Annotated in this window: 20 protein-coding genes; 13 read left to right on the top strand and 7 right to left on the bottom strand. The window is 41.7% G+C overall.

Annotated features, from left to right (window positions below):
• Nucleotides 1–24: 24 nt before the first annotated feature.
• The 3 genes from csrA to alaS all read right to left on the bottom strand — a co-directional run bounded on the left by csrA (nt 25) and on the right by alaS (nt 4,571).
• The gene (csrA, locus tag FTT91_RS07260; RefSeq protein WP_004971589.1) at nt 25–279 is read right to left on the bottom strand and encodes a carbon storage regulator CsrA; all 255 of its coding nucleotides are present in this window, start codon (nt 277–279) and stop codon (nt 25–27) included.
• 252 nt (nt 280–531) lie between these two features.
• Nucleotides 532–1,812: an aspartate kinase gene (locus FTT91_RS07255; RefSeq protein WP_004971586.1), complete on the bottom strand. Its 1,281-nt coding sequence runs from the start codon at nt 1,810–1,812 to the stop codon at nt 532–534.
• Nucleotides 1,813–1,877: 65 nt separating this feature from the next.
• A complete protein-coding gene (gene alaS / locus FTT91_RS07250; RefSeq protein ID WP_180169203.1) occupies nt 1,878–4,571 on the bottom strand; it encodes an alanine--tRNA ligase in 2,694 nt (897 codons plus the stop codon).
• A gap of 462 nt (nt 4,572–5,033) precedes the next feature.
• Between alaS and FTT91_RS07245 the strand changes: the two genes are divergently transcribed.
• The 6 genes from FTT91_RS07245 (at nt 5,034) to FTT91_RS07220 (ending at nt 10,724) form a co-directional block, all read left to right on the top strand.
• Nucleotides 5,034–6,068: a type I glyceraldehyde-3-phosphate dehydrogenase gene (locus FTT91_RS07245; protein ID WP_180169202.1), complete on the top strand. Its 1,035-nt coding sequence runs from the start codon at nt 5,034–5,036 to the stop codon at nt 6,066–6,068.
• Nucleotides 6,069–6,203: 135 nt separating this feature from the next.
• Nucleotides 6,204–6,518: a hypothetical protein gene (locus tag FTT91_RS07240; RefSeq protein WP_004971580.1), complete on the top strand. Its 315-nt coding sequence runs from the start codon at nt 6,204–6,206 to the stop codon at nt 6,516–6,518.
• 164 nt (nt 6,519–6,682) lie between these two features.
• The gene (locus tag FTT91_RS07235; protein WP_096901061.1) at nt 6,683–7,849 is read left to right on the top strand and encodes an ATP phosphoribosyltransferase regulatory subunit; all 1,167 of its coding nucleotides are present in this window, start codon (nt 6,683–6,685) and stop codon (nt 7,847–7,849) included.
• A 69-nt stretch (nt 7,850–7,918) separates the two neighbouring features.
• Nucleotides 7,919–9,238 (top strand): adenylosuccinate synthase, encoded by a 1,320-nt coding sequence (locus FTT91_RS07230; protein WP_004971574.1) that lies wholly within the window; start codon nt 7,919–7,921, stop codon nt 9,236–9,238.
• Between the two features lie 238 nt (nt 9,239–9,476).
• Complete coding sequence (locus FTT91_RS07225) at nt 9,477–9,785, top strand: hypothetical protein (RefSeq protein ID WP_004971573.1); 309 nt, start codon at nt 9,477–9,479, stop codon at nt 9,783–9,785.
• A 156-nt stretch (nt 9,786–9,941) separates the two neighbouring features.
• Nucleotides 9,942–10,724 carry a M48 family metallopeptidase gene (locus tag FTT91_RS07220; RefSeq protein ID WP_004971571.1) on the top strand — a complete coding sequence of 261 codons (783 nt, stop codon included), beginning with the start codon at nt 9,942–9,944 and terminating at the stop codon, nt 10,722–10,724.
• Nucleotides 10,725–10,893: 169 nt separating this feature from the next.
• On the opposite strand, the gene FTT91_RS07215 is transcribed toward FTT91_RS07220, so the two are convergent.
• Both FTT91_RS07215 and crp read right to left on the bottom strand, forming a co-directional pair.
• Complete coding sequence (locus FTT91_RS07215; protein ID WP_180169201.1) at nt 10,894–11,943, bottom strand: NADP(H)-dependent aldo-keto reductase; 1,050 nt, start codon at nt 11,941–11,943, stop codon at nt 10,894–10,896.
• Nucleotides 11,944–12,147: 204 nt separating this feature from the next.
• A complete protein-coding gene (gene crp / locus FTT91_RS07210) occupies nt 12,148–12,852 on the bottom strand; it encodes a cAMP-activated global transcriptional regulator CRP (RefSeq protein WP_004971566.1) in 705 nt (234 codons plus the stop codon).
• Between the two features lie 148 nt (nt 12,853–13,000).
• Here crp and FTT91_RS07205 point away from each other — a divergent pair, with 148 nt between their 5' ends.
• From FTT91_RS07205 to FTT91_RS07195, 3 genes are all read left to right on the top strand, one after another.
• Nucleotides 13,001–13,423 (top strand): OsmC family protein, encoded by a 423-nt coding sequence (locus tag FTT91_RS07205; protein WP_004971563.1) that lies wholly within the window; start codon nt 13,001–13,003, stop codon nt 13,421–13,423.
• Between the two features lie 311 nt (nt 13,424–13,734).
• On the top strand, nt 13,735–16,314 hold the full coding sequence (gene clpB / locus FTT91_RS07200) for an ATP-dependent chaperone ClpB (protein WP_004971561.1): 2,580 nt from the start codon (nt 13,735–13,737) through the stop codon (nt 16,312–16,314).
• A 228-nt stretch (nt 16,315–16,542) separates the two neighbouring features.
• Nucleotides 16,543–17,826, top strand: a complete 1,284-nt coding sequence (locus tag FTT91_RS07195) for a DUF945 family protein (protein WP_180169200.1) — start codon at nt 16,543–16,545, stop codon at nt 17,824–17,826.
• A 73-nt stretch (nt 17,827–17,899) separates the two neighbouring features.
• Here FTT91_RS07195 and rlmKL read toward each other — a convergent pair whose 3' ends face one another.
• Nucleotides 17,900–20,104: a bifunctional 23S rRNA (guanine(2069)-N(7))-methyltransferase RlmK/23S rRNA (guanine(2445)-N(2))-methyltransferase RlmL gene (rlmKL, locus tag FTT91_RS07190; protein ID WP_180169199.1), complete on the bottom strand. Its 2,205-nt coding sequence runs from the start codon at nt 20,102–20,104 to the stop codon at nt 17,900–17,902.
• 327 nt (nt 20,105–20,431) lie between these two features.
• Here rlmKL and FTT91_RS07185 point away from each other — a divergent pair, with 327 nt between their 5' ends.
• The 4 genes from FTT91_RS07185 (at nt 20,432) to FTT91_RS07170 (ending at nt 25,141) form a co-directional block, all read left to right on the top strand.
• Nucleotides 20,432–20,857 (top strand): hypothetical protein, encoded by a 426-nt coding sequence (locus FTT91_RS07185; protein WP_180169198.1) that lies wholly within the window; start codon nt 20,432–20,434, stop codon nt 20,855–20,857.
• A gap of 305 nt (nt 20,858–21,162) precedes the next feature.
• Nucleotides 21,163–22,179: an aspartate carbamoyltransferase catalytic subunit gene (locus tag FTT91_RS07180; protein ID WP_004971550.1), complete on the top strand. Its 1,017-nt coding sequence runs from the start codon at nt 21,163–21,165 to the stop codon at nt 22,177–22,179.
• A gap of 10 nt (nt 22,180–22,189) precedes the next feature.
• Complete coding sequence (locus FTT91_RS07175) at nt 22,190–23,425, top strand: dihydroorotase (protein ID WP_004971548.1); 1,236 nt, start codon at nt 22,190–22,192, stop codon at nt 23,423–23,425.
• 231 nt (nt 23,426–23,656) lie between these two features.
• Complete coding sequence (locus FTT91_RS07170) at nt 23,657–25,141, top strand: OmpA family protein (RefSeq protein ID WP_178318494.1); 1,485 nt, start codon at nt 23,657–23,659, stop codon at nt 25,139–25,141.
• Nucleotides 25,142–25,411: 270 nt separating this feature from the next.
• Here FTT91_RS07170 and FTT91_RS07165 read toward each other — a convergent pair whose 3' ends face one another.
• Nucleotides 25,412–26,050 (bottom strand): CoA transferase subunit B, encoded by a 639-nt coding sequence (locus FTT91_RS07165; RefSeq protein ID WP_004971544.1) that lies wholly within the window; start codon nt 26,048–26,050, stop codon nt 25,412–25,414.
• Between the last annotated feature and the right edge of the window lie 2 nt (nt 26,051–26,052).

The following is a 26,052-nucleotide window of genomic DNA, read 5'->3' as shown; positions in this document are numbered from 1 at the left end:
TTTATATTCAATTACCTTAATCGTTTAACGATTAAAGTCATTTTGCGAGTAGTTATCTTCTTCAAATGAAGGTTGATAATCTTGATCTAAGTGTTGCAAATGCTCGTGCATGGCACGTTCGTGTTGAATACGTTGATAGATTTCTTCACGATGAACCGATACTTCTTTCGGGGCATTTACACCAATACGAACTTGGTTACCTTTGACACCAAGCACAGTCACGCTGACTTGGTCCCCAATCATTAATGTTTCTCCGACACGTCGGGTCAGAATCAGCATGTTTATCTCCTTGCAAAATGCTAAACCTGCATTGATTTTTAAAGCAATTTAAAAGTCACAACCAAATAAAAAAACCAGTAAATTTTAACGGAACGTATCATTATTTATTTTATAAGATACAGCGCTGCCAAAATTTATGAAAGCATGTTGCTCAATATAACAGAGCCACTATAAAAAAAACTATAGTGGCTCTAATTTTTTGTACTTTTTCGCAAAATTTGTCAGACAATTACATTTTCTGACAGGCGAGTATTAAGCGCGTGCGCTAGACTCACCACTTTCACGATCTAGACCAAATACAGTGTGTAAAGTACGAACTGCAAGCTCTAGGTAGTTTTCTTCAATAATGACTGAAATTTTAATTTCAGAAGTAGAAATCATGAGAATGTTAATGCCTTCATCTGCAAGGGCAGTAAACATTTTGCTTGCAACACCTGCATGTGAACGCATACCTACACCAACGATAGATACTTTCACGATGTCGCCACGTGTAGCCACTTCACGCGCACCAATTTCTTTAGCTGTTGCTTCAAGGATTGATTTTGCTTTGGCAAGTTCGCCACGGTTTACAGTAAAGGTAAAGTCAGTTGTACCATCTTCTTCTACGTTTTGGATGATCATGTCGACTTCAACATTGGCAGCGCCAATAGGTGACAAGATTTTAGATGCAATACCTGGCTCGTCAGGCACACCTAAAATAGTTAATTTTGCTTCGTCACGGTTAAACGCGATACCTGAGATGATAGGTTGTTCCATGTTGTCTTCCAATTCAGTAGTAATGAGTGTGCCGACATTTTGTTTAAAATCTTCGTCGAATGCGCCATCATTGTCATTATCAAAACTTGATAATACACGTAAAGGTACTTGGTATTTACCTGCAAATTCAACCGCACGAATTTGCAATACTTTAGAACCTAAAGAAGCCATTTCTAGCATTTCTTCAAAAGAAATACGATCTACTTTTTTGGCTTTTGGCGCAACGCGTGGGTCTGTGGTGTAAACGCCATCTACGTCAGTGTAAATTTGACATTCATCGGCTTTCAATGCAGCAGCAAGTGCAACGCCAGAAGTATCAGAACCGCCACGACCTAAAGTCGTGGTGTTACCTTCAGCATCAAACCCTTGGAAACCAGCAACCACAATCACACGGCCTGCGTCTAGGTTTTCAGTTAACACGTCAGTATTAATCGCTTCAATACGTGCTTTGGTAAATGCGCTGTCAGTTTGAATACCAACTTGGCGACCAGTTAGTGATTTTGCTGCAACGCCAATAGAATTCAGCGCCATCGCTAACATCGAAATCGTCACCTGTTCGCCTGTAGACACCATTTGGTCTAATTCACGCGGATCAGGGGTTTCGGTAATGGCTTTCGCGAGAGCGAGTAGGCGATTGGTTTCGCCACTCATGGCAGAAACGACAACCACTACTTTGTGGCCATGATCATGCCAGCGCTTCACACGACGAGCAACATTTAAAATGCGCTCGGGAGTACCCATTGAGGTACCGCCATATTTTTGAACGATTAGTGCCATAGTTGTTCCATATAAGCCATGACCCCGAATTTACCTGCTCAGGGTCAGTTACACAAAAAGTGAGATTATTTTGCCGCAAGCCAAGCAGTTAAACCTGCCATCACCGTTGCAAAGTTCTCGTTAAGTGGCGCGCCACCTTGTGCCAAATCAGGTTTACCACCACCTTTACCACCTAGTTCTGTAGCCAAGTGTTTGATGATGTCTCCTGCTTTAATCGTAGCAGTAAAGTCTGGTGCAACAGAAGCGATTAAGCTGACTTTATCGCCTTCTACACCTGCAAGTACAATCACTGCTTGGTCGAGTTTGGATTTTACACCGTCGTGCAAATTACGCAGTGATTTTGCATCCATATTTTGTACAGTGGTAATGAGCGTGGTACGTCCAGCAAGTTCTTGTACTTGACTTAAAAGTTCAGCTGCTTGGAAGTGCGCTAATTTTTGATTGAGCTGTTCAATCTGCTTTTGAAGGCTAGATGCTGTATCGACCAATGTATTCACTTTTTCTAAAGTTTGGTCTTTTTGTGCTTTCAACAAAGCATTGATGCTGTTGATATCGCGTTCAGTTTTTTGAACGGCTTCAACGGCTTTGCTGCCTGTAATTGCTTCAATACGACGTACACCAGCTGCAACACCACCTTCAGAGATGATTTTGAACAGACCAATATCACCTGTACGTTTCACGTGAATACCGCCACAAAGTTCAATGGAGAAGTTTTTATCTTCAATGATTGAACCCATAGAAAGTACGCGAACTTCATCGCCATACTTTTCACCAAATAGCATCATTGCGCCTTTGGCTTTGGCTGCTTCAATATCCAGTAATTCAGTAGAAACTGCGGTATTGGCAATGACTTCTGCATTTACCAAACGCTCAATTTCTTGCAATTGTTCAAATGACACAGGTTGGTCATTGGCAAAGTCAAAACGTAAAATATCAGAAGCAACCAACGAACCTTTTTGCTGTACGTGTGCACCTAAAACTTGACGTAGGGCAGCGTGCAATAAGTGTGTTGCAGAGTGGTTGCGTGCAGTAGCTTCGCGGATGTCTGCTTTTACAATCGCTTCCACCGCTTGCGCAGCTTTTAAACTGCCCATGGTAACAATACCTTGATGAACAAAAGCACCGCCAGATTTTTTGGTGTCTTGAACTTCAAAAATACCTGTTTCGTTTTTGAATAGACCTGTATCACCAATTTGACCACCGCTTTCTGCATAGAACGGGGTTTGATTGAGTACGATTAAAGCTTCATCGCCTTCAACTACTTCATCGACTTGTTCGCCATCTTTATAAATAGCCACAATTTGACCCTGACCAGTCGTTGCGTCATAGCCATCAAATTGAGTTTCACCTTCAACTTTTACAATTGAGTTGTAGTCAACTGCAAATTTACCTGCATCGCGTGCACGTTGACGTTGCGCTGCCATTTCAACTTCAAAGCCTGCTTCGTCAATGGTCAAGTCGCGTTCACGTGCAATATCTGCCGTTAAATCTGTTGGGAAGCCGTAAGTGTCATATAGTTTAAATACCACTTCACCAGGAATGACCGAGCCTTTAAGCTGTGCCAATTCACCCTCAAGCAATTTCAAACCTTGCTCAAGCGTTTTGGCAAATTGTTCTTCTTCTTTCAGTAATGCTGCTTCAATACGCGCTTGATTTGCTGCAAGTTCAGGATAAGCTTGACCCATTACTTCAATTAAAGGCTGAAGCATTTTGTGGAAGAATGAACCTGTTGCGCCAAGCTTGTTGCCGTGACGTACTGCACGACGAATAATACGACGCAATACATAACCACGACCTTCATTCGATGGATTCACGCCATCGGCAATTAGGAAGCAGCAAGAACGAGCGTGGTCAGCAACTACTTTGAGTGAAGCAGGGTAGTCTACAGGCTTGCCAGTTTGCTGTGCAGTTACTTCAAGAGCAGTCGTGTCTAAACCAATAATCTGTGCTGCATTTTTGAGTAAGTGCTGGAACAGGTCAATTTCGTAGTTTGAATTCACATGTTGCAATACTGCAGAAATACGCTCCAAGCCCATACCTGTATCTACAGAAGGTGCTGGAAGCGGGTGTAATACACCATCTGCAGTGCGGTTGAACTGCATGAATACGTTGTTCCAAATTTCAATGAAACGGTCGCCATCTTCTTCAGGTGTGCCTGGTAAGCCACCCCAGATATGATCGCCATGATCATAGAAAATTTCAGAACACGGACCGCAAGGACCTGTATCACCCATTGCCCAGAAGTTGTCTGAAGCATATTGGCCGCCTTTGTTATCGCCAATACGGATAATACGAGAAGCATCTAAACCAATTTCTTTGTTCCAGATGTCAAATGCTTCATCATCGGTGTGGTAAACCGTGGCATATAAACGGTCTTTTGGTAGCGCTAACCATTGTTCACTGGTTAAAAATTCCCAAGCAAATTTAATTGCATCACGTTTGAAATAATCACCAAACGAGAAGTTACCTAACATTTCAAAGAAAGTATGGTGACGTGCGGTATAACCCACATTGTCTAAATCGTTATGTTTACCGCCTGCACGCACACATTTTTGTGACGATACAGCACGTACATAATCACGTTTTTCTAACCCAAGGAAACAGTCTTTAAACTGGTTCATACCTGCATTGGTAAATAACAGGGTTGGGTCATTGGCGGGTACTAGAGAACTCGATGCGACACGTGTATGCCCTTGCGATTCAAAGTAACGCAAAAATGCTTCACGAATTTCAGCTGATGTCATAAAACGAGTACTCACAACCAAGTCACTCCATAATTTCCGATTGGGCTAAACGCAAGACAGTCTGACAAAAATAATTCTTTTGCTGTCATGCAGGCTTAAAATTTTAAAAACGCCAAATTATAACGGAAAAAGCCATTATCACCAATCATTTTAGTGTGAATAGATGACAATTCTGACGCAAACTTGGTTGCGATTACGCAGAATAAATCTTTGCAATAGAAGATGATGAACATTTACATTCAAAATAAGCGTTTACTGTAGGTCACGGAGTATGCCGAACTGCCATAAAGTAGAATACAAAATTTAAGAAAACGTAAATGTAAGCTAGAAAGTCAAAGCTGATATTTTTGATTTGCCGAATTAAACAACAAATTGCGTGAAAATTCGCAGAATTGATCTGATTTTTTTCAGTAAGGCCTCAAAATCTATTAACATAGTCTGTGCTTAAATTTTGATTTCATTATGAAAGGATCGGTCATGCAACGAGTGGCAATCAATGGCTTTGGTAGAATCGGGCGCAATGTGCTGCGGGCTTGGTTTGAAAATCCCAAAGACTTTCATTTTGAAATCGTCGCCATAAATGACATTGCCGATGTAGAAACCTTGGTTCATTTATTTAAATACGACAGTACCCATGGTCGTTTTAAAGGGCAGGTGGAAATTAGCCTTGAAAATGAACAGATTTTTTTGAATATTTCTGCAGGTTTGGCGCAATTAAAAGTTCAGGTGTTGAATCAGGCTCAACCTGCACAGTTGCCGTGGCAAGCTTTAAATGTAGATGTGGTATTGGAATGCACAGGGTTGTTTCGTTCCCGCGAGGCGGCAACGCAGCATATTACTGTGGGCGCCAAACGTGTGATTATTGGCGCTGCACCATTCGATACTGTAGATGCTGCGATTGTTTATGGTGTCAATCATCACGAAGTCAAAAATACTGACCAAATTATTTCCAGTGTGTCTTGCACCACGCAGGCTTTAGTACCACTGGTTAAAATTATTGATGACGCTTTTGGAATTGATACCGCATTAATGACTGAAATTCATGCAGTCACAGCCGATCAAACTGTATTGGATCAGGCGCATCGCGATTTACGTCGTGCGCGTGCATCAGGACAAAATATTATTCCTACAACTTCTTCTGCCCTAGGTGCTTTAAAACAAGTCATGCCAAAAATGGCAGATCGGATAGATGGTTATTCGATTCGTGTGCCGACCATCAATGTTGCAGCCATTGATTTAACTTTTATTTCTCAGTCGCCAATTACGGTGCATAAATTGAATCAGGTGTTGTGTGCTTCGGCAGCGCATGATTATGCCGAAATTATGCAAGTGACCGATGAGCCTTTGGTATCGAGCGACTTTAACCATTCACCTTATTCTTTAATTGTCGATTTAAGTCAAACCATGGTCGTGGGTCATCAAGCCAAAGTTTTTGCGTGGTATGACAACGAGTGGGGTTATGCCAACCGTTTACTAGATTTGTGTGAATCTTTTAGTCAGCGGGCGGTGTAAGCGGCTACTTTTTAAGACATATACAAAGTGTAAAAAGCATGTAATAGTGATGAAAGATTTTATAATTCGTATTCACAGTTAATTCACTGATTGATATAACAAAGTTTGCATAGAAAATTTGAATAGAGTAGTGGCATGATGATTATTTTATTGTGGGGATTTATTTTTTTGCTGGCACTTGCCGTCATTTTTCTGATTTGGTTGCAGTTTAAAAATCAGGCAGACAGCAGCAGTGATGTGCAGCATCAACAGCAAGTCGAGCAAAAAGTATTACATTTAGAAGAGCATCTAAAAAAGACGTTGGAGATCATGCAGGATTTGGCTAAAAAGATGCAGGTTCAGCAAGATGCACTCGATAAAACTGTGCAAAAAACCGCACAGCTTGAAATGCAAAATGCTGAGTTGGTCAGTTTATTGGCAAAGGCGGTCAAATCAAATCAGGACTTTTAAATGACGGCTTTGAAAGATGTGGTGTATTCATATTTTTTACCGCATATTTCAGAAAAAGTCAGGTGCATGAGCAAAAGTATCATGCTAAACTAGGAGAAATCGGGTGTGCTCCCGATTTTTTTATGCGGATTCGTTCCGCGCAAACAAGAATTTAGGTTTACAACATGCCCATTTCAGAGACATGGTTATTACCTGATGGTGTAGCTGATGTATTACCAGAACAAGCGCAAGTGATTGAAAGCTTGCGTCGTAAGTCACTGGATTTCCTCGCATCTCGAGGTTATCAGTTGGTGTACACGCCATTCATAGAATACATTGAATCTCTATCTTCTCTTTCAGAATCGAATCAAGATTTAGACCTTGCCACATTTAAAGTCATCGACCAGCTTTCAGGTCGTTTGCTGGGTGTGCGTGCCGATATGACACCCCAAGTGGCGCGTATTGATGCGCATGTACATCCTGTAGATGGCATTGCACGTTACTGCTATGCAGGTACGGTTTTACATACCAAACCACAAGGTTTTAATACCACACGTGCACCATTGCAATTGGGTGCAGAGTTATTTGGTTCAGACAGCATTGATGCCGATGTAGAAATGGTTGATCTGATGCTCAGCTTGCTAAAAGAAGCAGGTTTGGCAGAAGGTGTGCATTTAGACTTGGGTCATGTCGGCTTGTTCCGTAGCTTGGTTAAACAAGCAGAATTAAGCAAAGCCACTGAACGTCAATTGTCAGATTTATATCAGCGTAAAGCATTGCCTGAATTGGCAGAATTTACCCAAGATTTAAATTTCGGTTCAGATTTTTATGCTTTAGGTCGCTATGCCAGTGATTTAACTGCTTTGCAGGCTCATTTAAGTGCTGATGTGTTGGAAAATACCGAATTTAAGCAAGCGTTTGAAGCCGTGAAAGCAACACAAGCTGAAATTCAGGCACGTTGGCCAAACTTGCATATTGGTATTGATGTGGTTGAGCTGCGTTCTTATCACTATCACACAGGTTTAATGTATGCAGTGTATGCGCCAAATCGTGCTGCACCATTGGCACAAGGCGGTCGTTATGATGGCATTGGTCAGCATTTCGGACGTGCGCGCCCTGCAACAGGTTTCTCTTGTGACTTGTTTGTATTAAGTGCAGGTCGTTTTGAATCATCGTCTGTTGTTGTTGCGCCTAAAGGCTCACAACCTGATTTAATCGCGGCTATCCAAAACACACGTGCGCAAGGCTTTAGTGTAATTCAATTGTTGGGTAATGATGATTTAAACTCGGTTCCATACGCAACGCACCAATTGGTTCTTGCAAATGGTGAGTGGACAGTCGAAAAAATTTAATCGCCAAGGCATGTTTCATGTTACAGGTCTTGGTTTTCAATTTTAACAGCATGATGTAATGAGGCTATTATGGGCAAGAATGTTGTGGTACTTGGTACCCAATGGGGCGACGAAGGTAAAGGTAAGATCGTCGACCTGCTCACAGATCAGGCGGCGGCAGTCGTTCGTTATCAAGGCGGACACAACGCAGGCCATACTCTCGTGGTTGGTGGTAAGAAAACTGTATTACACCTCATTCCATCAGGTATTTTACGTGAAAACGTACTGTGCTTAATTGGTAATGGTGTAGTACTTTCTCCTGAAGCACTCATTAAAGAAATGGGTATTTTGGAACAAGAAGGCGTGCCAGTGAAAGAGCGTTTACGTATTTCACCAAACTGTCCGCTTATTTTGCCGAACCACATTGCACTTGACCAAGCACGTGAGAAAAAACGTGGTAATGCCAAAATTGGTACAACAGGTCGTGGTATTGGCCCAGCTTATGAAGACAAGGTTGCACGTCGTGCGATTCGTGTTGCTGACTTGGTTCGTGGCGGTGAAGCACTACGCGCTCAATTGACTGAATTATTGGACTATCACAACTTCCAATTGACACAATACTACGGTGTTGAAGCAGTTCAGTTAGATGAAGTTTTAGCGCTATGTGACCAATGGCGTGAAGTGATTGCACCATTAGTGGTTGATGTAACGACTGAAATTCATAATTACCGTAAAAACGGTGACAACATTATGTTTGAAGGTGCGCAAGGTTCATTACTTGATGTTGACCACGGTACTTATCCGTATGTGACTTCATCGAATACAACTGCGGGCGGTGTAAGCTCTGGTTCAGGCTTAGGTCCATTACATTTAGACTACGTTTTAGGGATTACCAAAGCTTATACCACACGTGTAGGTGCAGGCCCATTCCCAACTGAGTTGGTGTATGACGCAGCAAATGACGTAGGTGATGCGATTGGTAAACACTTAGGTACTGTGGGTCACGAGTTCGGTGCTTCTACAGGTCGTCAACGTCGTTGTGGTTGGTTTGATGCCGAAATTTTACGTCGTTCAGTCGATGTAAACTCACTGTCTGGTATCTGCTTGACCAAGTTAGACGTATTGGACGGTTTAGAAGAAATCAAAATCTGCGTAGGTTATGAAAATACCGATTCAGGTTGTGTAGGTTCTTCTGATGCGCTTGCATACGAAAACTTAAAGCCAATTTATGAAACAATGCCAGGTTGGTCTGAATCAACTGTGGGTGCGACCAGTGTAGAACAATTGCCTGAAAATGCAGTGAACTACATCAAACGTCTTGAGCAGTTAATTGAATGTCCAATCGACATTATTTCTACAGGTCCAGACCGCGCAGAAACTATCGTATTACGTCATCCATTTGATGCTTAAGTCGTTGTGATTTAGCATAGCATTTAAGCTCTGATGATGTACTCAGCCCTGTCTAAATGATGGGGCTTTTTATTGCTGTTGTTTCAGTTTCAATAGCGACTCATTTTTGGAAACATTATAGATGATGCTGAGTGAGTTGTTTTTTCAAGACTAAAGTTGCAGATGACTGGCGCTGTGCAGAGCAGGGTGGCTTGTTACAATGGCTTTAGAAAATTAAATTTAATTAAGGTTATGCAGGATGCATAAAAATATTACCAGTACGATTTTTTATTCTTTATTGTTTGCGATGGGCGGCGCACCGACCATTGCCATGATGCTGATTTTATCGCAAAAGCATGATCCGAATATTATGTATCAGGCATTTATTGGTTTAAGCGTTATTTTTGCCTGTATTTTGGTGCCACTGATTCTGATTCAAAATGCTTACCTACTCTACAAACGCAAAAATCCAGAAATGGAAGAAAAAGTAGAAGTAGTGTCTAAAATTTACTTGGGTTTAAATGTTTTCTGTTTAGTATTTTGGTTGTGTTATCAATTTCTTTACTAGGGTAGTGATTGATCGCTCAGACATACAATCTGTACACAGCTTAGGCGTTGTTTACATAAATGATATGATTATGAAGTGATTATAGATTTAAAGCCTTGAATTGATTTCATATAATTGATTGGTATGAAGATAGCTCGCAAGGCGGAGATTATTATAATGAACAAAAAACTGATGTTAAGTTTATGTGCCGCAGGCGCAATCACAGTTTCAGGGTGTACGACTGTTGCAGACATGGCGGGTGCAGATACTGCGACCTTAAATGCAACTGCAACCAAAAGCTATAATGAAATGGTGCAAGACGCACGCAATAAAAATCAGTTAGACACAAGCTCCACCACGTATAAACGTATCAATACTGTGTTTCAGCGTTTGATTCCACATGCCAATCAAATGAACCAAACAGGTCAGCCTTTCCAGTGGCAATTGGCGGTACTTAAGTCTGATCAAGTCAATGCTTTTGTCGCACCTGGTGGTAAAGTGGTGTTCTACACTGGTATTGTGAATAAACTGAATTTAACTGATGCTGAAATTGCCGCAATTATGGGGCATGAAATGGTGCATGCTTTAGAAGAACACGCGAAAAGTAAAATTGGTGCACAGGCTTTAACCAATATTGCCTTGAACGTAGGTTTAAGTGCGGCAGGCAATAACGTTGGTCAATTGGGTGCAGCAGCAGCGCAATTGGGTACCCAAATTGGGATTGGCTTGCCATATTCACGTAATTTGGAAAGTCGTGCCGATCAGGGTGGTTTAATGCTGATGGCGCGTGCAGGTTATAACCCACAAGCTGCAATTACCCTTTGGGAAAAAATGAACAAGCTTGAAGGTGGCGGCGGTGCGTCCTTCTTATCGACTCACCCATCGAACAGTCAGCGTATTGAAGCAATGCGTAAAAACTTGCCAGCAGCACAAGCGCTATATAACCAAAGTCGTCGTTAAGATGACCTCAGCCAGTTCAACTGGTTAAGATAAAACACAAAAAAGATGCGCATGGTTTTATGCGCATCTTTTTTTATGAAGACTTTTTGACTTTAAACAGCATAAAAATGATGAGTTATTGCTGAGTTCATATTTTTAATTTCATTTTAAAGCAGTGCTTAAAATAAAATTAGGGCGCTGGATTGGGTTGTTGACGATGAATGGCTTCAATGCCTTGTAAAATTTCATCTGATAAGGTGATGTCAAAGGCATCAATATTTTCTTTGAGTTGCGCCATATTCGTCGCGCCAATAATGGTACTTGTCACAAAAAATTGCTGCTTGATAAATGCCAGCGCCAGTTGCGTCAAACTCAAGCCGTGTTGTTCTGCAAGTTGGGCGTATTGCTCGGTTGCCCATTCGCTTTGTGGATTACTGTAACGGCTAAAACGTGAATATAGCGTGACACGTGCATTGGCAGGGCGTGCGCCATGACGGAATTTACCAGTTAAATAACCAAAAGCCAAAGGTGAGTAGGCGAGTAGTCCAACACCTTCATAATGGGCGATTTCAGACATGCCAATTTCATAAGTACGATTCAGCAGGTTATATGGATTTTGTACGCTGACAAATTTACTTAATCCTAATTGTTCTGCTAAGTGTAAAAACTTCATGGTGCCCCAAGGGGTTTCATTCGACAGACCTATATAGCGAATCCGTCCTTTTTGAATTTCTTGTTGCAACGCGGTTAAGGTTTCAGCAAGGTCGGTTACTTCTTGCGTATTTTGTGCTTCTTGGTTGCCATAACCAAGTTTGCCAAAAAAGTTGGTTGGGCGTTGTGGCCAGTGCAGTTGGTATAAGTCGATATAGTCGGTTTGCAGGCGTTTTAAATTGCCATCCAGTGCAGAATGAATATCCTCTGCGTTAAAGCGGGTTTTGCCGTCTCGAATATGACTGCCGCCTTGCGAAGGGCCTGCAATTTTAGAGGCTAAAAATAATTTGTCACGTCCGCCACGTTGCTGTAACCAATTGCCAATGATGGTTTCGGTTGCACCTTGGGTTTCTACTTTGGGTGGAACAGGGTACATCTCTGCGGTATCCCAAAAATACAAGCCACGTTCCAAGGCGTAATCCAGCTGTTGGAAGGCATCTGATTGCGTGTTTTGCTCACCAAAGGTCATGGTGCCCAAGCAGATTTCTGGAACTAATATACCCGTCTTTGCCAATGGTCTAAATTGCATATTGCCTCTCGCTCAAGATAATATTTATGAAGTGATGTTATAAGAGGCTAAACCATTTTGAGCCGCTTGTGGCAGTTAAAATTGCTACTTCATTGTAGTGACAGCAATAATGGTATTTTGATAATTGAAAATGGTAAAAAGTTAACAGCTGGTAATAAAAAAGCAAATCCGAAGATTTGCTTTTTTAATGAGCATATAGATGGTTTACTCGTCATCAAAGTTGCCATCAGTGGATTCATTTTGCTCCAAAGAAGCATCAAAAATCAGAATGGCTTTACCATCAGTTTCAATCATGCCTTGTTCTTCAAGTGTTTTTAGAACACGCCCGACCATTTCACGTGAACAGCCGACAATACGACCAATTTCTTGGCGTGTAATACGAATTTGACGACCGTTTGGCAAAATCATGGCTTCTGGTTGCGCAGAAAGATCAATCAAGCAACGTGCAATACGACCAGACACATCTATAAAGGCAAGGTCAGTTACCTTACGTGTAGTATTTTTTAAACGACGTACCAGCTGTGCAAAAACGGCATAGCTTAAGTCAGGATATTGTTTGCTGAGTTCGTGGAAGTTTTCATAAGTAATTTCTGCAATTTCACAGACATCACGAGTACGAACTTCTGCAGTACGTTGTGGATTCGATTCAAACAGACCCATTTCCCCAAAAAAGTCGCCTGGATTCAAATATGCCACAACAATTTCGCGATCATCATCTTCGCGAAGAATAATTGATACTGAACCTTTTAAAATCAAATATAACGATTTAGATTCAGTCCCTGCATCAACAATAGTTGTCCGTTTTGGATAACGGTTGATGTATGCACGTTTTAATAATGCTTTGACTGAGTCAGGCAGTTGTCCAGGGGACAATGCATCAGTGCTCAGCTGTGAAAAGTTTGAAGTCATGCTAACGGTTCCGAAAATGGATAAATAATAGATCGCACAAGACCTAGTCTGAACTTGTCACACAGTAGAGATGAAATTCCTTATCAACTCAAGTTATGTTAGTGTACAAATACCCGTGTCAATTTATAGTTTTTTTTAGGTAGTTGCAATGCAAACAAGTGTTCAGTGGTTAGAGAACGTTGCTTTTGAAGCCAAATCGGAAAGTGGTCATTCTGTAGTGATGGATGGATCTGCAGAATATGGCGGTGAAAACCGTGGTCCACGTCCTATGGAGTTAATCTTAATGGGACTTGGTGGTTGTGCTTCATTCGATATTGTGACTATTTTAAAGAAATCACGCCAAGAAGTGACGCATGTTGAATGTCAGTTAAAAGCAGAACGTGCCGATAGCATCCCTGCCGTGTTCACCAAAATTCATTTGCATTTTGTGGTCAAAGGCAAGGCTGTCAAGGAAAAGCAGGTTGCGAAGGCGGTTGAACTTTCAGCAGAAAAGTACTGTTCTGCCAGTAAAATGCTATCTGATGGTGGCGTCGAAATTAGCCATGATTTTGAAATTATTGAACAAGATTAAGCGTTGACTGATAGGTCATACAATGGTTGGTATATTTTGCCAATCATTGTAACTAAATATTTCAAATGGCATAAATAACAATCAAAAGCCTTTAATTGATTGATATGCAAGTGTATGTCAATGACTCAACTAAAATAAAAAATTACCAGACTAAACTTGAAATTTACTTTAATCAGTCCAATATTATTACTGAAATCTATCTGTTAATTTTAATTAAGATTTTGAAAAATATATAAAAAATTTAATTGAAATTTACGCCTGCGTTCCCATATATCCATCAAGTACACAATTTGTTGTGAGGAATAACAAGAATGCGTTTTGAAAAGTTTACCAACCGACTACAGCAAGCTTTATCCGATGCCCAATCTCTTGCGATAGGGAAAGATCATACTGCCATTGAAGGCATTCACTTATTGGCGACTTTGCTCGAAGAAGCCTCCAATGTCAGTTTATTACAACAAGCAGGCGCCAACCTACGTGATTTGCAAAGCAAATTACAGCAAGCGATTGCCGATGCACCGACTTTGGCCAATCCAACAGGCGATATCAACTTAAGTCCAGATGCGGTTAAAGCCTTGAATTTGGCTGACAGTTTTGCCCAAAAAGCAGGTGATGAGTTCTTGTCAACCGATTGGTTGATGCTGGGTTTGACCGAAGTGGGCGCGACCAAAACACTACTGAACAGTGTAGGCGTGACCTCAGATAGTTTGCGTAGCGTGATTGACAAAATTAGAGGGGATGAAAAAGTCATGAGCAATAATCACGAAGATCAACGTGACTCACTCAATAAATATACCATCGATTTAACCGAACGTGCGTTGGCGGGCAAGCTAGACCCTGTAATTGGTCGTGATGATGAAATTCGCCGTACCGTTCAGGTGTTGTCACGCCGTACCAAAAACAACCCAGTACTCATTGGTGAACCTGGTGTGGGTAAAACTGCGATTGTTGAAGGTTTGGCGCAGCGTATTGTGAATGGTGAAGTGCCAGAAAGCTTAAAAGGTAAACGTGTTTTATCTTTAGATTTGGGCTCATTGTTGGCAGGTGCGAAATATCGCGGTGAGTTTGAAGAACGCCTAAAAGCGGTCTTAAAAGACTTGGCGAAACAAGAAGGTGAAGTCATCTTATTTATTGATGAATTACACACACTTGTGGGTGCAGGTAAAGGCGATGGTGCCATGGATGCAGGCAATATGTTGAAACCTGCATTGGCGCGTGGCGAATTGCGCTGTGTGGGTGCAACCACTTTAGATGAGTATCGTCAATATATTGAAAAAGATGCGGCTTTAGAGCGTCGTTTCCAAAAAGTATTGGTCGATGAGCCAAGTGTAGAAGACACCATTGCAATTTTACGAGGTCTGAAAGAACGCTACGAAGTGCACCACGGGGTTAAAATTTTAGATTCGGCGATTATTGCCGCCGCTAAAATGTCGCACCGTTATATCACTGACCGTCAACTTCCCGACAAGGCAATTGATTTGGTGGATGAGGCAGCGTCACGGATTAAAATGGAGCTAGATTCTAAGCCTGAAGCCTTAGATAAATTAGAGCGCCGTTTAATTCAATTAAAACTGCAACTTGAAGCCGTGAAGAAAGATGAAGATGCAGGCAGCCGTGCTGAAGTTGCACATCTGGAAAAACAAATTATTGAAGTTCAAAATGAATACAATGATTTGGAAGAAGTTTGGAAAGCGGAAAAAACCTTGGTTGAAGGCACTAAGCAAATTCAGACTCAGCTTGATCAGGCACGTATGGCATTGCAAAAAGCGCAGCGTGAAAATGACTTGGCGGAAATGTCACGTTTACAATACGGTGTGATTCCTGAGTTGGAAAAACAACTGGCACAAGATGAGTTGGTTGAAGAGAAAGAAGAACCAAAATTATTGCGTAACAAAGTTACGGACAATGAAATTGCTGAAGTCGTGAGTGCTGCAACGGGCATTCCTGTATCGAAAATGCTGCAGGGTGAACGTGAAAAATTGCTACACATGGAAGATTTCTTGCATAACCGTGTGGTGGGGCAAGATGAAGCTGTGGTGGCGGTGTCGAATGCGGTACGTCGTTCACGCGCAGGTTTGTCTGATCCTAACCGTCCAAGTGGTTCGTTCCTGTTCCTTGGCCCAACAGGGGTAGGTAAAACAGAATTGACCAAAGCGTTAGCGAACTTCTTGTTTGACAGCGATGACGCCATGATTCGGATTGATATGTCTGAATTTATGGAAAAACACTCGGTCAGCCGTTTGGTCGGTGCGCCTCCAGGCTATGTCGGTTATGAAGAAGGTGGTGTATTAACCGAAGCAGTACGTCGTAAACCGTACAGTGTGGTGCTGTTTGATGAGGTGGAAAAAGCCCATCCAGACGTATTTAACATCTTGTTGCAGGTGTTGGATGATGGACGCCTAACCGACTCGCAAGGTCGCGTGGTGGACTTTAAGAACACTGTAATTGTGATGACTTCTAACTTGGGTTCACACGAAGTACGTGAATTGGGTGACAATCCAACACGTGAAGAAGTGCGTACCGTGGTCATGGCCGCAGTTTCACAACATTTCCGCCCTGAGTTTATTAACCGTATTGATGAGTTGGTGGTGTTCCATTCACTGGAAAAAGCACAAATTCGTGGCATTGCCGATATTCAATTGGATCGTTTACGTGCGCGTTTAAGCGAACGCGACTTGAGCTTGTCGATAGACGATACTGCATTTGATCAATTGATTGAAGCAGGTTTTGACCCAGTCTACGGTGCGCGTCCATTGAAACGTGCAATTCAGCAACAAGTGGAAAACACATTGGCGCAAAAAATCCTCGCAGGTGACTTTGTTGCAGGTGATACGATTTTAATTAAAGCTGAAAATGGTCATTTGCTGTTTGAAAAAATGAAACTCAGCTAATTGGCTATGTGTAAGCAACTTTTAAGAAACCCAGCTTCGGCTGGGTTTTTTATGACTGACAATTTAGGTCACATAAGTAAAATTTTTGGTAAAAAATGACAGCTATTTTTAATATTTTGTGATGAATATTATATTTAAGTGATTTATTTGCAAAACAATTATCTTTTTTAAAGAAGATTAATTATAATTTATTGTTCAATAAGAATAGATAAATTCTGAGCAGAATCTATGTCAAAAATAGTATGGGGTGGAATGGGGGTTGCAGTGTTGGCAGGAGCTGTCACTGCAGGAAATTTATATGCAGATAAGAGCCTGCGTGAGCATTATCAACAAAATTTAAATCCTGTACCCAATGTGAGCGTCCAATATACGGACTACGACATGGGGACTCTAACAGGTACTGCCAAATGGAAAATGACCATTATTGCAGACCCATGTAATGCTAAAGAAAAACTGGTGTTTCACGGACAAGATCAAATTCAGCGGACATGGAAAGGTTACCAAATTGATTCTAAAATGAATCTGGAACAAGGGCAGGGACAATTTTCCGAGTTCTTTCAGCAGCCTCTAAATGTGACAACGCAAGTGAATTGGTTGGGTGTATCGACCACGAAATTGAGCATACCTGCTATAGAGAAAAAAGAAGCAGGACTTGAAGCTAAATTTTCTCCTATGCAGATTGAGTTTCAGGCGAAACAAAGTCAGGGGCAGCAGAAAATTGTAAATATGAGTTTTGATGTGCCTCAATTAACGGTACGGGATCAATTTGGGCATCTTCAAGTAAAAGGCATGCAGTTTAAAACCAATCAGGCTTTGAATGCGCAGTCTTTAGAGCCGGGCTATTTCCAATTCAGTATTGCAGAAATGCAGCGTCAAGACCCAAAAGCAGTGGGTTCAGGCAAAATGAAAGACTTCAGTTGGCGTATGGATACTCAACTGCATGAGCGCACGGTAGATATTCAATCGAAATTTAAAATTGCCGAGTTAGGTTTAAATAATGTGCCTGCCATGCAAGACCTGCAAGTGAATTGGGATGTTAAAAACTTGCAGCGCAGTAAAATGCAGACGTTTCTTGATATTGTGCAAAAACAAAACAACTCATGCCTAGAAGCGGAAAACTTTGAGAAAGAAGTTCAACAAGCCTTGTTGGCTGTGATTAATGAGGGCTTTCAGTTCGAATCCAAGAAGAATCAGTTGAAATTAGGCACAGGCAGTATTCGGGCAGATTTGGTTGGTAAAGTGATGCCAGGGCATCAAACCACTGTAGAAGGCTTAGCGAAAATGTTCCCAAGTTTGCTAGAAGTGCAAACCGATGTGAGTTTTAACAAGCAAGTGGTCAAAACCATTATGAATAATTATATGAATGCTGCAGGTAAAAGCATGTCTGATCAGGAGTTGGAACAGATACTCAGTGCGATGCAACGCAATCAGCAAATTCAACGTGATGGTGATGAATTTAAACTGTCGATGCATTATCAATATGGTGAAAAGAAGTTTTTAACTGGTCAATAATCTAGATACTGATCTACGATAAAACAAAGCCTGTTCAAATGAACAGGCTTTGTTGTATTGCCATATCGTTTATTTAAACAGGCGGGTGCTGAATTTTCCAAGCACGGTGGATTTTGGTGTTGCGTTTGAAATCTTGCCCAATGGTTTCATGGCTAATTTCCTGCACATCAAACATGACTTCAATTTCTTCATCCATTTCAAAACCACGGTAGTTGTTGGAGAAGTACAGCGTTCCGCCTGTGGTTAAGCGGTTCATGGCACGCTTAATTAAAGAAACGTGGTCGCGTTGTACGTCAAATGTTCCGTAGAACTTTTTAGAGTTTGAGAAAGTTGGTGGGTCAATAAAGATCAGATCATATTGTTCATGACCTTCTTTGAGCCATTCAAAACAATCACTGGCAAAGAATTGATGTTGTTCATCGGCATGGTCTACCGTTAAACCATTCAATACAAAGTTTTCTTTAGACCAATTCAAATAAGTATTGGATAAATCGACGCTGGTGGTACTTGCTGCACCGCCAAGCGCGGCATGTAAACTTGCAGTTGAGGTATAACTGTATAAATTCAGGAAGTGCTTGCCACGTGCTTCTTTGGCAATACGTAAACGCATTTGACGATGGTCAAGGAACAAGCCTGTATCTAGGTAGTCGGTGAGGTTAACCAAAATTTTAGCCTGACCTTCTTGCACAATAAAACGCTTCGAGGCGGTACTTTGTTTGGTGTACTGGTTTTTACCTTCCTGACGGGCACGGGTTTTAATAAATACCGCATCGCGCCCTAAACCTGTGACAGCGCGAATGGCTTGTAAGGCAAGGTTAAAACGCTTTTTGGCTTTTTCAGGATCAATTTTTTTCGGCGGCGCATATTCCTGCACGTGCAAACGGTCGCCGTATAAATCGACTGCGACATTAAAGTCAGGTAAGTCTGCATCGTATAAACGCAGGCAATGCACATTTTCTTTCACCGCCCATTTTTTCAGGCTCTGCATGTTTTTTTGCAAACGGTTGGTGAAATCTTCTGCGCCTTCAATGGGTTCAAACTGTTGCGGTTGCCAATCTGCTAAGAATGGGCGTGCGAATGTTGCAGGTTTGATCGTACCAAAACGGACATAAATTGGCAGTTTACCGTTCATCAAACGTAAAATTTGCGGGTCATTGAAAGCCAACACATCGGCTTGTTCAACTTGGGCTGCAATGACGGCTGCTTTTTGATTTGGGAAATGCTTTTGCAAGAGGGCAGACAGACCCAAATATAAGGCACGGTTCGAGGCTTTATCGCCCAAACGCTCACCATAAGGTGGGTTGGTTACAATAAAGGCCTTTTTACCTTCGGCTTGAAAGTCGGGCCAGTCAGCCAAAGTACGTTCTTCAATTTGAATCTGATCGAGCAGACTTTCAAAACCTGCCGCAATAATATTTTGCTTGGTGGCTTTGACTGCTTCCCAGTCGGCATCGAAAGCATAGAATTTTGGCAAGGGCTGTTGTAATGCAGTTTGATGGCGTTCTGCCGCTTCTGCTTTAATGCTCATCCACAATTCATGGTCGTGACCTTGCCAACCGTTAAAACCAAAACGACGTACCAAACCCGGTGCACGGTCAGTCAGCATCATCAATGCTTCAATAATAAACGTGCCCGAACCACACATTGGGTCTAAAATAATGTCGGGTTGAATTTGTTGTAATTGACCTTTTTGCAGAATCGCTGCGGCAAGGTTTTCTTTAATTGGGGCATCGGTCATAAAACGACGATAGCCGCGTTTATGCAGTGAATCGCCAGATAAATCTAGGCAGTATGTATGTTCTTTTTTACCTGCCAACACGTATAAGGTAATTTCAGGCTGTTTGATGTCAATGCTTGGACGTTTGCCCACTGCATCCATAAATGAATCGACCACACCATCTTTAACGCGCAAGGTCGCAAATTGGCTGTTCACTTTAATGTCACGCTCTATATGCAAACGCACTGCAAAAGTACTTTGTGGCGCAAAAATCAGTGACCAGTCAAAGCTCAGCGCACCTTCATAAAGCTCTTCGGCTACATCGCGCGCGTCGTGACTAAATTCAATTTCGTGTGTGTGAATTGGTGTAAGGACACGTGAGGCTAAACGTGACCACATGCAGACACGATAGGCATTTTCGAGTGTGCCTTTGAAAATTAAACGACCCGGTAAACGTTCGATATTTTGAATACCTAAACCTTGCATTTCTTCTTGCAATAAGGTTTCAAGTCCATCTGCACAGGTGACCCAATATGTAGAAAGACGGGGTTTCGAATTCATGAAAATTTCCAAAAGCAATTCAGCAATCGGCTATTTTACCGTATTTTGTGCTAGAAAACTTAGTGATTTAGCGTGAATCGTGCAGAATTTTAAAGGTCTAGGTTTGAAGAGCTTCAGGGCATTTTTTACTGTTTTTTTCTAAAAAGGCAATGAGGATGTAATGACATCTCTAAAAAATTTTGAGTGATTGTATTGCGGAAAAATAAAAACCTGAATATTCACATGATTGGTATGTATTTTGCTCATACATTGTTGTGATGGTGAACATTTTGCAGATGAGCATCAAACACTGCAAAACAACAATGAAGCGATAAGGGGAATATTTAAATGACCACGGCTACTTTAAACACGGCACAGGCTTTAACAGCAAATAACGAGATTTTTTCAGTTGCCACTTTAATTTATACGCGATTAAGACGGGTCAGTGGACGTGTGATTGATGTCATGTATCTGGTTGAAAATTCAGACTATGCACGTGCTGTGCTGCAATTGGCGCTCGCTACACACGATGAGGAATTGTGCCGTTATGCGCTGCGCTTAAACAGTATATTGGCTAACTTAATGGATGCTGATGCAGAAATAACGTCGCCACAGACTGAAGCGCAGCAATTAGATGCAGTAGAAAATATAGAAAATATAGAAAATATAGAAAATATAGAAAATATAGAAAATATAGATGACTTGACTGAACCTACAGCTGAAGAAATTTATCGGGCGCAGGTGTCCCATCATTATATAGGGGCATTGCGTTAAACGGTGAATTGTACAGACTATGCCTACATAGCCTGAAGGTTGCGTAGGCAGTTGTAGGCGAAGATTGACCCACCAGATGTTCATCAAGCTCATATCAAGATGATTGGCTAGCAGAGCAGTTAAATATAAATGCCATCCTTTCACATCGCTTTGTAGAGTATTAAGCATGAAAGAAAGTGTAGATGAGTCTGCATGACTTAATTTTTAAAATCATAAGTTTCTTTTGACTAAATCATGCCAAGTTACACTGCTTTGCCAAATCAATTTCTGTATAATGCGTTAACTTAACGTATAAGGAATCTCTCATGCATTTGGCGGCATTGCATACTCCGAGCCAGATTCAATTGAATAAAGATGGGCATTTAAAACACTTTTTAACCATCGAAGGTCTTTCCAAAGAAACCCTCACCCAAATTCTGGACACAGCACAGTCCTTTTTCAATGAACAAAACCAACTGATCACCAATAATTTGCTCGAAGGGCGCACGGTGATGAATTTGTTCTTCGAAAACTCTACTCGTACCCGCACCACATTTGAAGCCGCAGCCAAGCGTCTTTCTGCCAATGTACTCAATATTGATATTGCCCGTTCAAGTACCTCTAAAGGTGAAACTTTGCGTGACACTTTGTGGAACTTAGAGGCGATGGCTGCTGACATTTTTGTGGTGCGTCATTCATCTTCAGGTGCAGCACATTTTATTGCTAAAACGGTTTGCCCAAAGGTTGCCATTATTAATGCGGGTGATGGCCGTCATGCACATCCAACGCAAGCGATGTTGGATATGCTGACCATTCGCCGTGAAACCCAACGACCTTATGAAGAATTAAGTGTTGCGATTATTGGTGATATCAAACATTCACGCGTGGCGCGTTCCGATGTGGCTGCCTTGCAAACACTGGGCTGTAAAGACATTCGCGTGATTGCACCGAACACCTTGTTGCCCTACGGTTTTGATGAATATGGCGCAGGCGTGCGTTTATTTAACAAAATGGAAGAAGGCATTAAAGATTGCGACGTGATTATCACCCTGCGTATTCAAAATGAACGTATTGATTCGCCAGCACTTGCCTCACAAGCCGAATTCTACAAAATGTACGGTTTAAACAAAGAGCGTTTGGCGCTTGCAAAACCAAACTGTATTGTGATGCATCCTGGTCCAATGAACCGTGGTGTCGAAATTGATTCAAGCATTGCCGATGGGCCTCAATCGGTGATTTTAAATCAAGTAACCAACGGTATTGCGGTACGTATGGCGGTATTGGCCTTGGCGATGCAAGGTCAATTGCAAGAACAAGGTTTGATTGACGCGATTGCGGTATAAGGAAAAAGTCATGGCGATTGTAAAAATTGAAAATGTACGTGTGCTTGACCCAATCCAGCAAATTGACCGCGTACAAACGGTATATCTTGAAAATGGCAAGTTGGTTGCAGAAAGTGCAGATATTAGCGAAAGCATAGATGCCCAAGGTCAATGGCTCATGCCAACTATGGTCGATTTATGCGCACGTTTACGTGAACCTGGTCAGCAACAACATGGCACGCTCAAATCTGAAGGCAAGGCCGCACGTGAAAACGGAATTCTGCACTTATTTACGCCACCCGATTCTAAACCAATCGTGCAAGACAACGGTGCACTCATTCATGGTTTGGTCGAAAAAGCCATGTTGGATGGTGGCATTTATTTAGAAGTGATTGGTGCACAAACTCAAGGTTTAAACGGCAAGCAGCCTGCCAATATGGCGGGACTGAAAAAAGGCGGCTGTAGTGCAGTGTCCAATGCCAATGCACCTTTTGAAGATGATGATGTCGTGATTCGCACACTGGAATATGCTGCAGGTTTGGACATGACCGTGGTGTTCTATGCCGAAGAACCGCAAATTGCTAAAGATGGCTGTGTGCATGAAGGTTTTATTGCATCGCGTCAGGGCTTGCCTATGATTCCAACTTTGGCAGAAACCGTAGCGATTGCCAAATATTTGCTGATGATTGAAGCCACAGGTGTACGTGCGCATTTTGGCTTATTGTCTTGTGGTGCATCAGTTGAATTGATTCAACAAGCTAAAGCCAAAGGTTTACCTGTCACTTGTGATGTTGCGATGCATCAACTGCATTTAACCGATCAAATTATTGATGGTTTTAACTCGTTAGCGCATGTACGTCCGCCACTGCGCTCAGAGCAAGACAAAGCATTACTGCGTCAAGGTGTAAAAGATGGTGTGATTGATGCGATTTGTACTCATCATGAGCCGTTAAATAGCTCTGCAAAAATGGCACCATTTGCAGATACTTTGTCAGGTTTTACTGCATTTGATACTTATATTCCATTTGGGATTCAACTGATTCAGGAAGGTCTGTTCAGTCCATTGGAATGGGTAGAAAAAGTGACACTTGCACCTGCGCGTGTGGCAAAAATGCAAAGTCGTTGGGAACAGGAAGCGGGTTGGGTCTTGGTTGATCCAGAAGTGGAATGGACACTGAACAAAGAAACGATTGTGTCACAAGGCAAAAATACGCCTTTGATTAATCAAGTTGTAAAAGGCAAAGCAGTACGCGTCTTTACTGCTTAATATGCTCTGATTGATATTTTATTTTCAAGTTTAAATAAGAGTCAGCTTCGGCTGGCTTTTTTATTGAATTTTAACAATCCCCAAATAGAAAATCGAAGAAGAGACTCTACATTCCGTTGACTCAAATTTCACAACAAAATCAAAACACCACAATTTATTACATTTGTTTAAATTTTAAGCATATACACTAAAAAACAACTTGAAAACAAAGACAAAAAAGAGGGCATATATATGCAAACAGATTTTATAGACTTGCTCAAACAAAGTGTGTCATCCATTGTATTGGAAGGGGAAACCCAGCATTTGCTTGAAAAAAATCAGGCATTAAATAGTTTTTATCCCATTTTATTGTCTATTTTAAATTCACGACCTGAACTGATTGACAATCTGCTGCGACAACTGAATCCACGTGTGGGCGATGTATTTGGTTCAAATCTATCTTTAAAACAGCAGTTTTTAGATTTGGTCAGCGGCACAGCACCGCAAACCGAAATTGAAAACACCCTGAATCGTTCAATTGCACCAAGTTTAAACTTTTTGGAAAATCAGGCAGGTTCATCTGACCCAGTTGCAATTCAGCATTTACTGCAAAACAATTTAGATTCAATTCAGGCGGCTTTACCGCAGTGGGCAACAGCATTATTGGCTGCTTTGGGGGTAAATAATGCTGCGGGCCAAACCGTACATCAAGCACCTGAAGTCATTGTGACTGAGCCAGTAGAAGAACGCCGTTCGTGGTTATTGCCAATTTTAGCTTTAATTATTTTAATTGGTTTATTGGCATTTTTATTCCGTGCATGTAGTGACCGCAACCAAGCGCCTGCAACCACACAGACCCAAGTGGCAGCAAATCAGGCTGCAATGTTGCAAGTCAGTACAGGCAGTGATGGTAATTTGGTGACCTGTCAAATTTTGCTGAATAATCCAAGCTATATGGAAATTCTGCAGAATGAAGTGAAGCAAATTTTCAATCATCCAACAGGTTGTGGTGCAGAAAATTTTGCCAACTATCATTCAGAATTTATTGATCAGGACGTGATTCCAAGCGTTTTAAAAATGCTGAAAGGTGTACCGAATGTCAATTTAAACTGGGTGGGTAATCAACTGTCTATTCAAGCCGCGAACCCTGCCGATGCAGAGCGTTTAGCCAGTCAAATTCGTCCATTGGCTAAAAACATGACTGTAGTGACTCAGCAACCTGCAGAAACTACAGTAACCGATGTTAATCAGGCTGTAACCAGCAGTATTAGCAATGCCGAGCAGGCTTTGGCTGCAATTAATCCTGACAATATTCAAGCTTTGGATATTGCGACGGCACTCAATATGCAAATCATTAATTTTGATTCTGCATCGACTGAAATTCCAGCAGCCAATAAGTCTATTTTAGATCAGGCTGCGGTATTGATGCAGCGCGCGCCACAAGTGCAATTAACCGTGAAAGGGCATACCGATGCCGTAGGTGATGCCAATGCCAACAAAACTTTGTCACAACAACGTGCGCAAGCAGTGGTCGATTATTTAGTATCACGTGGTGTAAATCCGGGTCAATTGCAAGCCATTGGTTTTGGTTCAGAGCAGCCGATTGCGGCAAATGCAACGCCAGAAGGTCAATTTAAAAACCGCCGTATTGAGTTTGAAGTCTTGAATGTAGATACAGGCACGGTGCGTAGTGTGGAAGATGCTGGCGTGGTAGAGCAAAAGGCGCCTCAATCTTAAAATAGGTCTATTTTCTTGTAAGCCTTCACTTTGCAAAGTGAAGGCTTTTTTATTGTGGATCAATCCCGAAGTATTGTGCAAATATCGAAATTGAAAGTGATTTTTTAAATGATTTTTGGTTTAGTGGAATCGTTTTATAAATCAGTGATTTATTGGTTTTGTTGAGTGGAAAAGTATAGGAGTCAAAATAAACTCTCTCCCTTGTATTAAGTTTTAAAGCAGTGCATCAAAACTTGCAAAGGAGAGGGTTATTCACTCGAGATAAATTCATCAAGCTGCGACTTTTTGTAAGGCAACACCTGTGACTTTTTGAATTTCATCAAAACTGACATCGGGTGCAAGTTCAATCAACTTTACGCCTTGTGGAGTAATATCAAGCACGCCTAAGTCGGTAATGATACGATGCACCACCGCTTTACCTGTGAGTGGCAAACTGCACTGCGATACAATTTTAGGCGTACCATCTTTGGCACAATGTTCCATCAGCACTACAACTTTTTGTACGCCTGCAACCAAATCCATTGCACCGCCCATACCTTTAACTTTCTTGCCAGGAATCATCCAGTTGGCAAGATCGCCTTGTTCAGAAACTTCCATTGCCCCTAAAATAGCGATATTGACATGCCCGCCACGAATCATGGCAAAGGAATCTGCGCTAGAGAAAAAAGCCGCACCTTTACGCGCTGTCACAGTTTGTTTACCTGCATTGATCAGGTCGGCATCTACAGTTTCGGCAGTTGGGAACTCACCAATGCCAAGCAAGCCATTTTCGGACTGTAACCAGACATTGATATGTTCAGGAATATAATTGGCGACCAGTGTGGGTAAGCCAATGCCTAAATTGACATAAAAACCATCTTCTAATTCTTGTGCAGCGCGCTGCGCCATTTGATTACGCGTCCAAGCCATGT

The organism is Acinetobacter sp. YH12021 (assembly GCF_013420145.1).
GTDB lineage: Bacteria > Pseudomonadota > Gammaproteobacteria > Pseudomonadales > Moraxellaceae > Acinetobacter > Acinetobacter towneri.
Note: the sequence above shows the minus strand (reverse complement) of the source record. Positions and strands in the feature narration are given on the sequence as shown.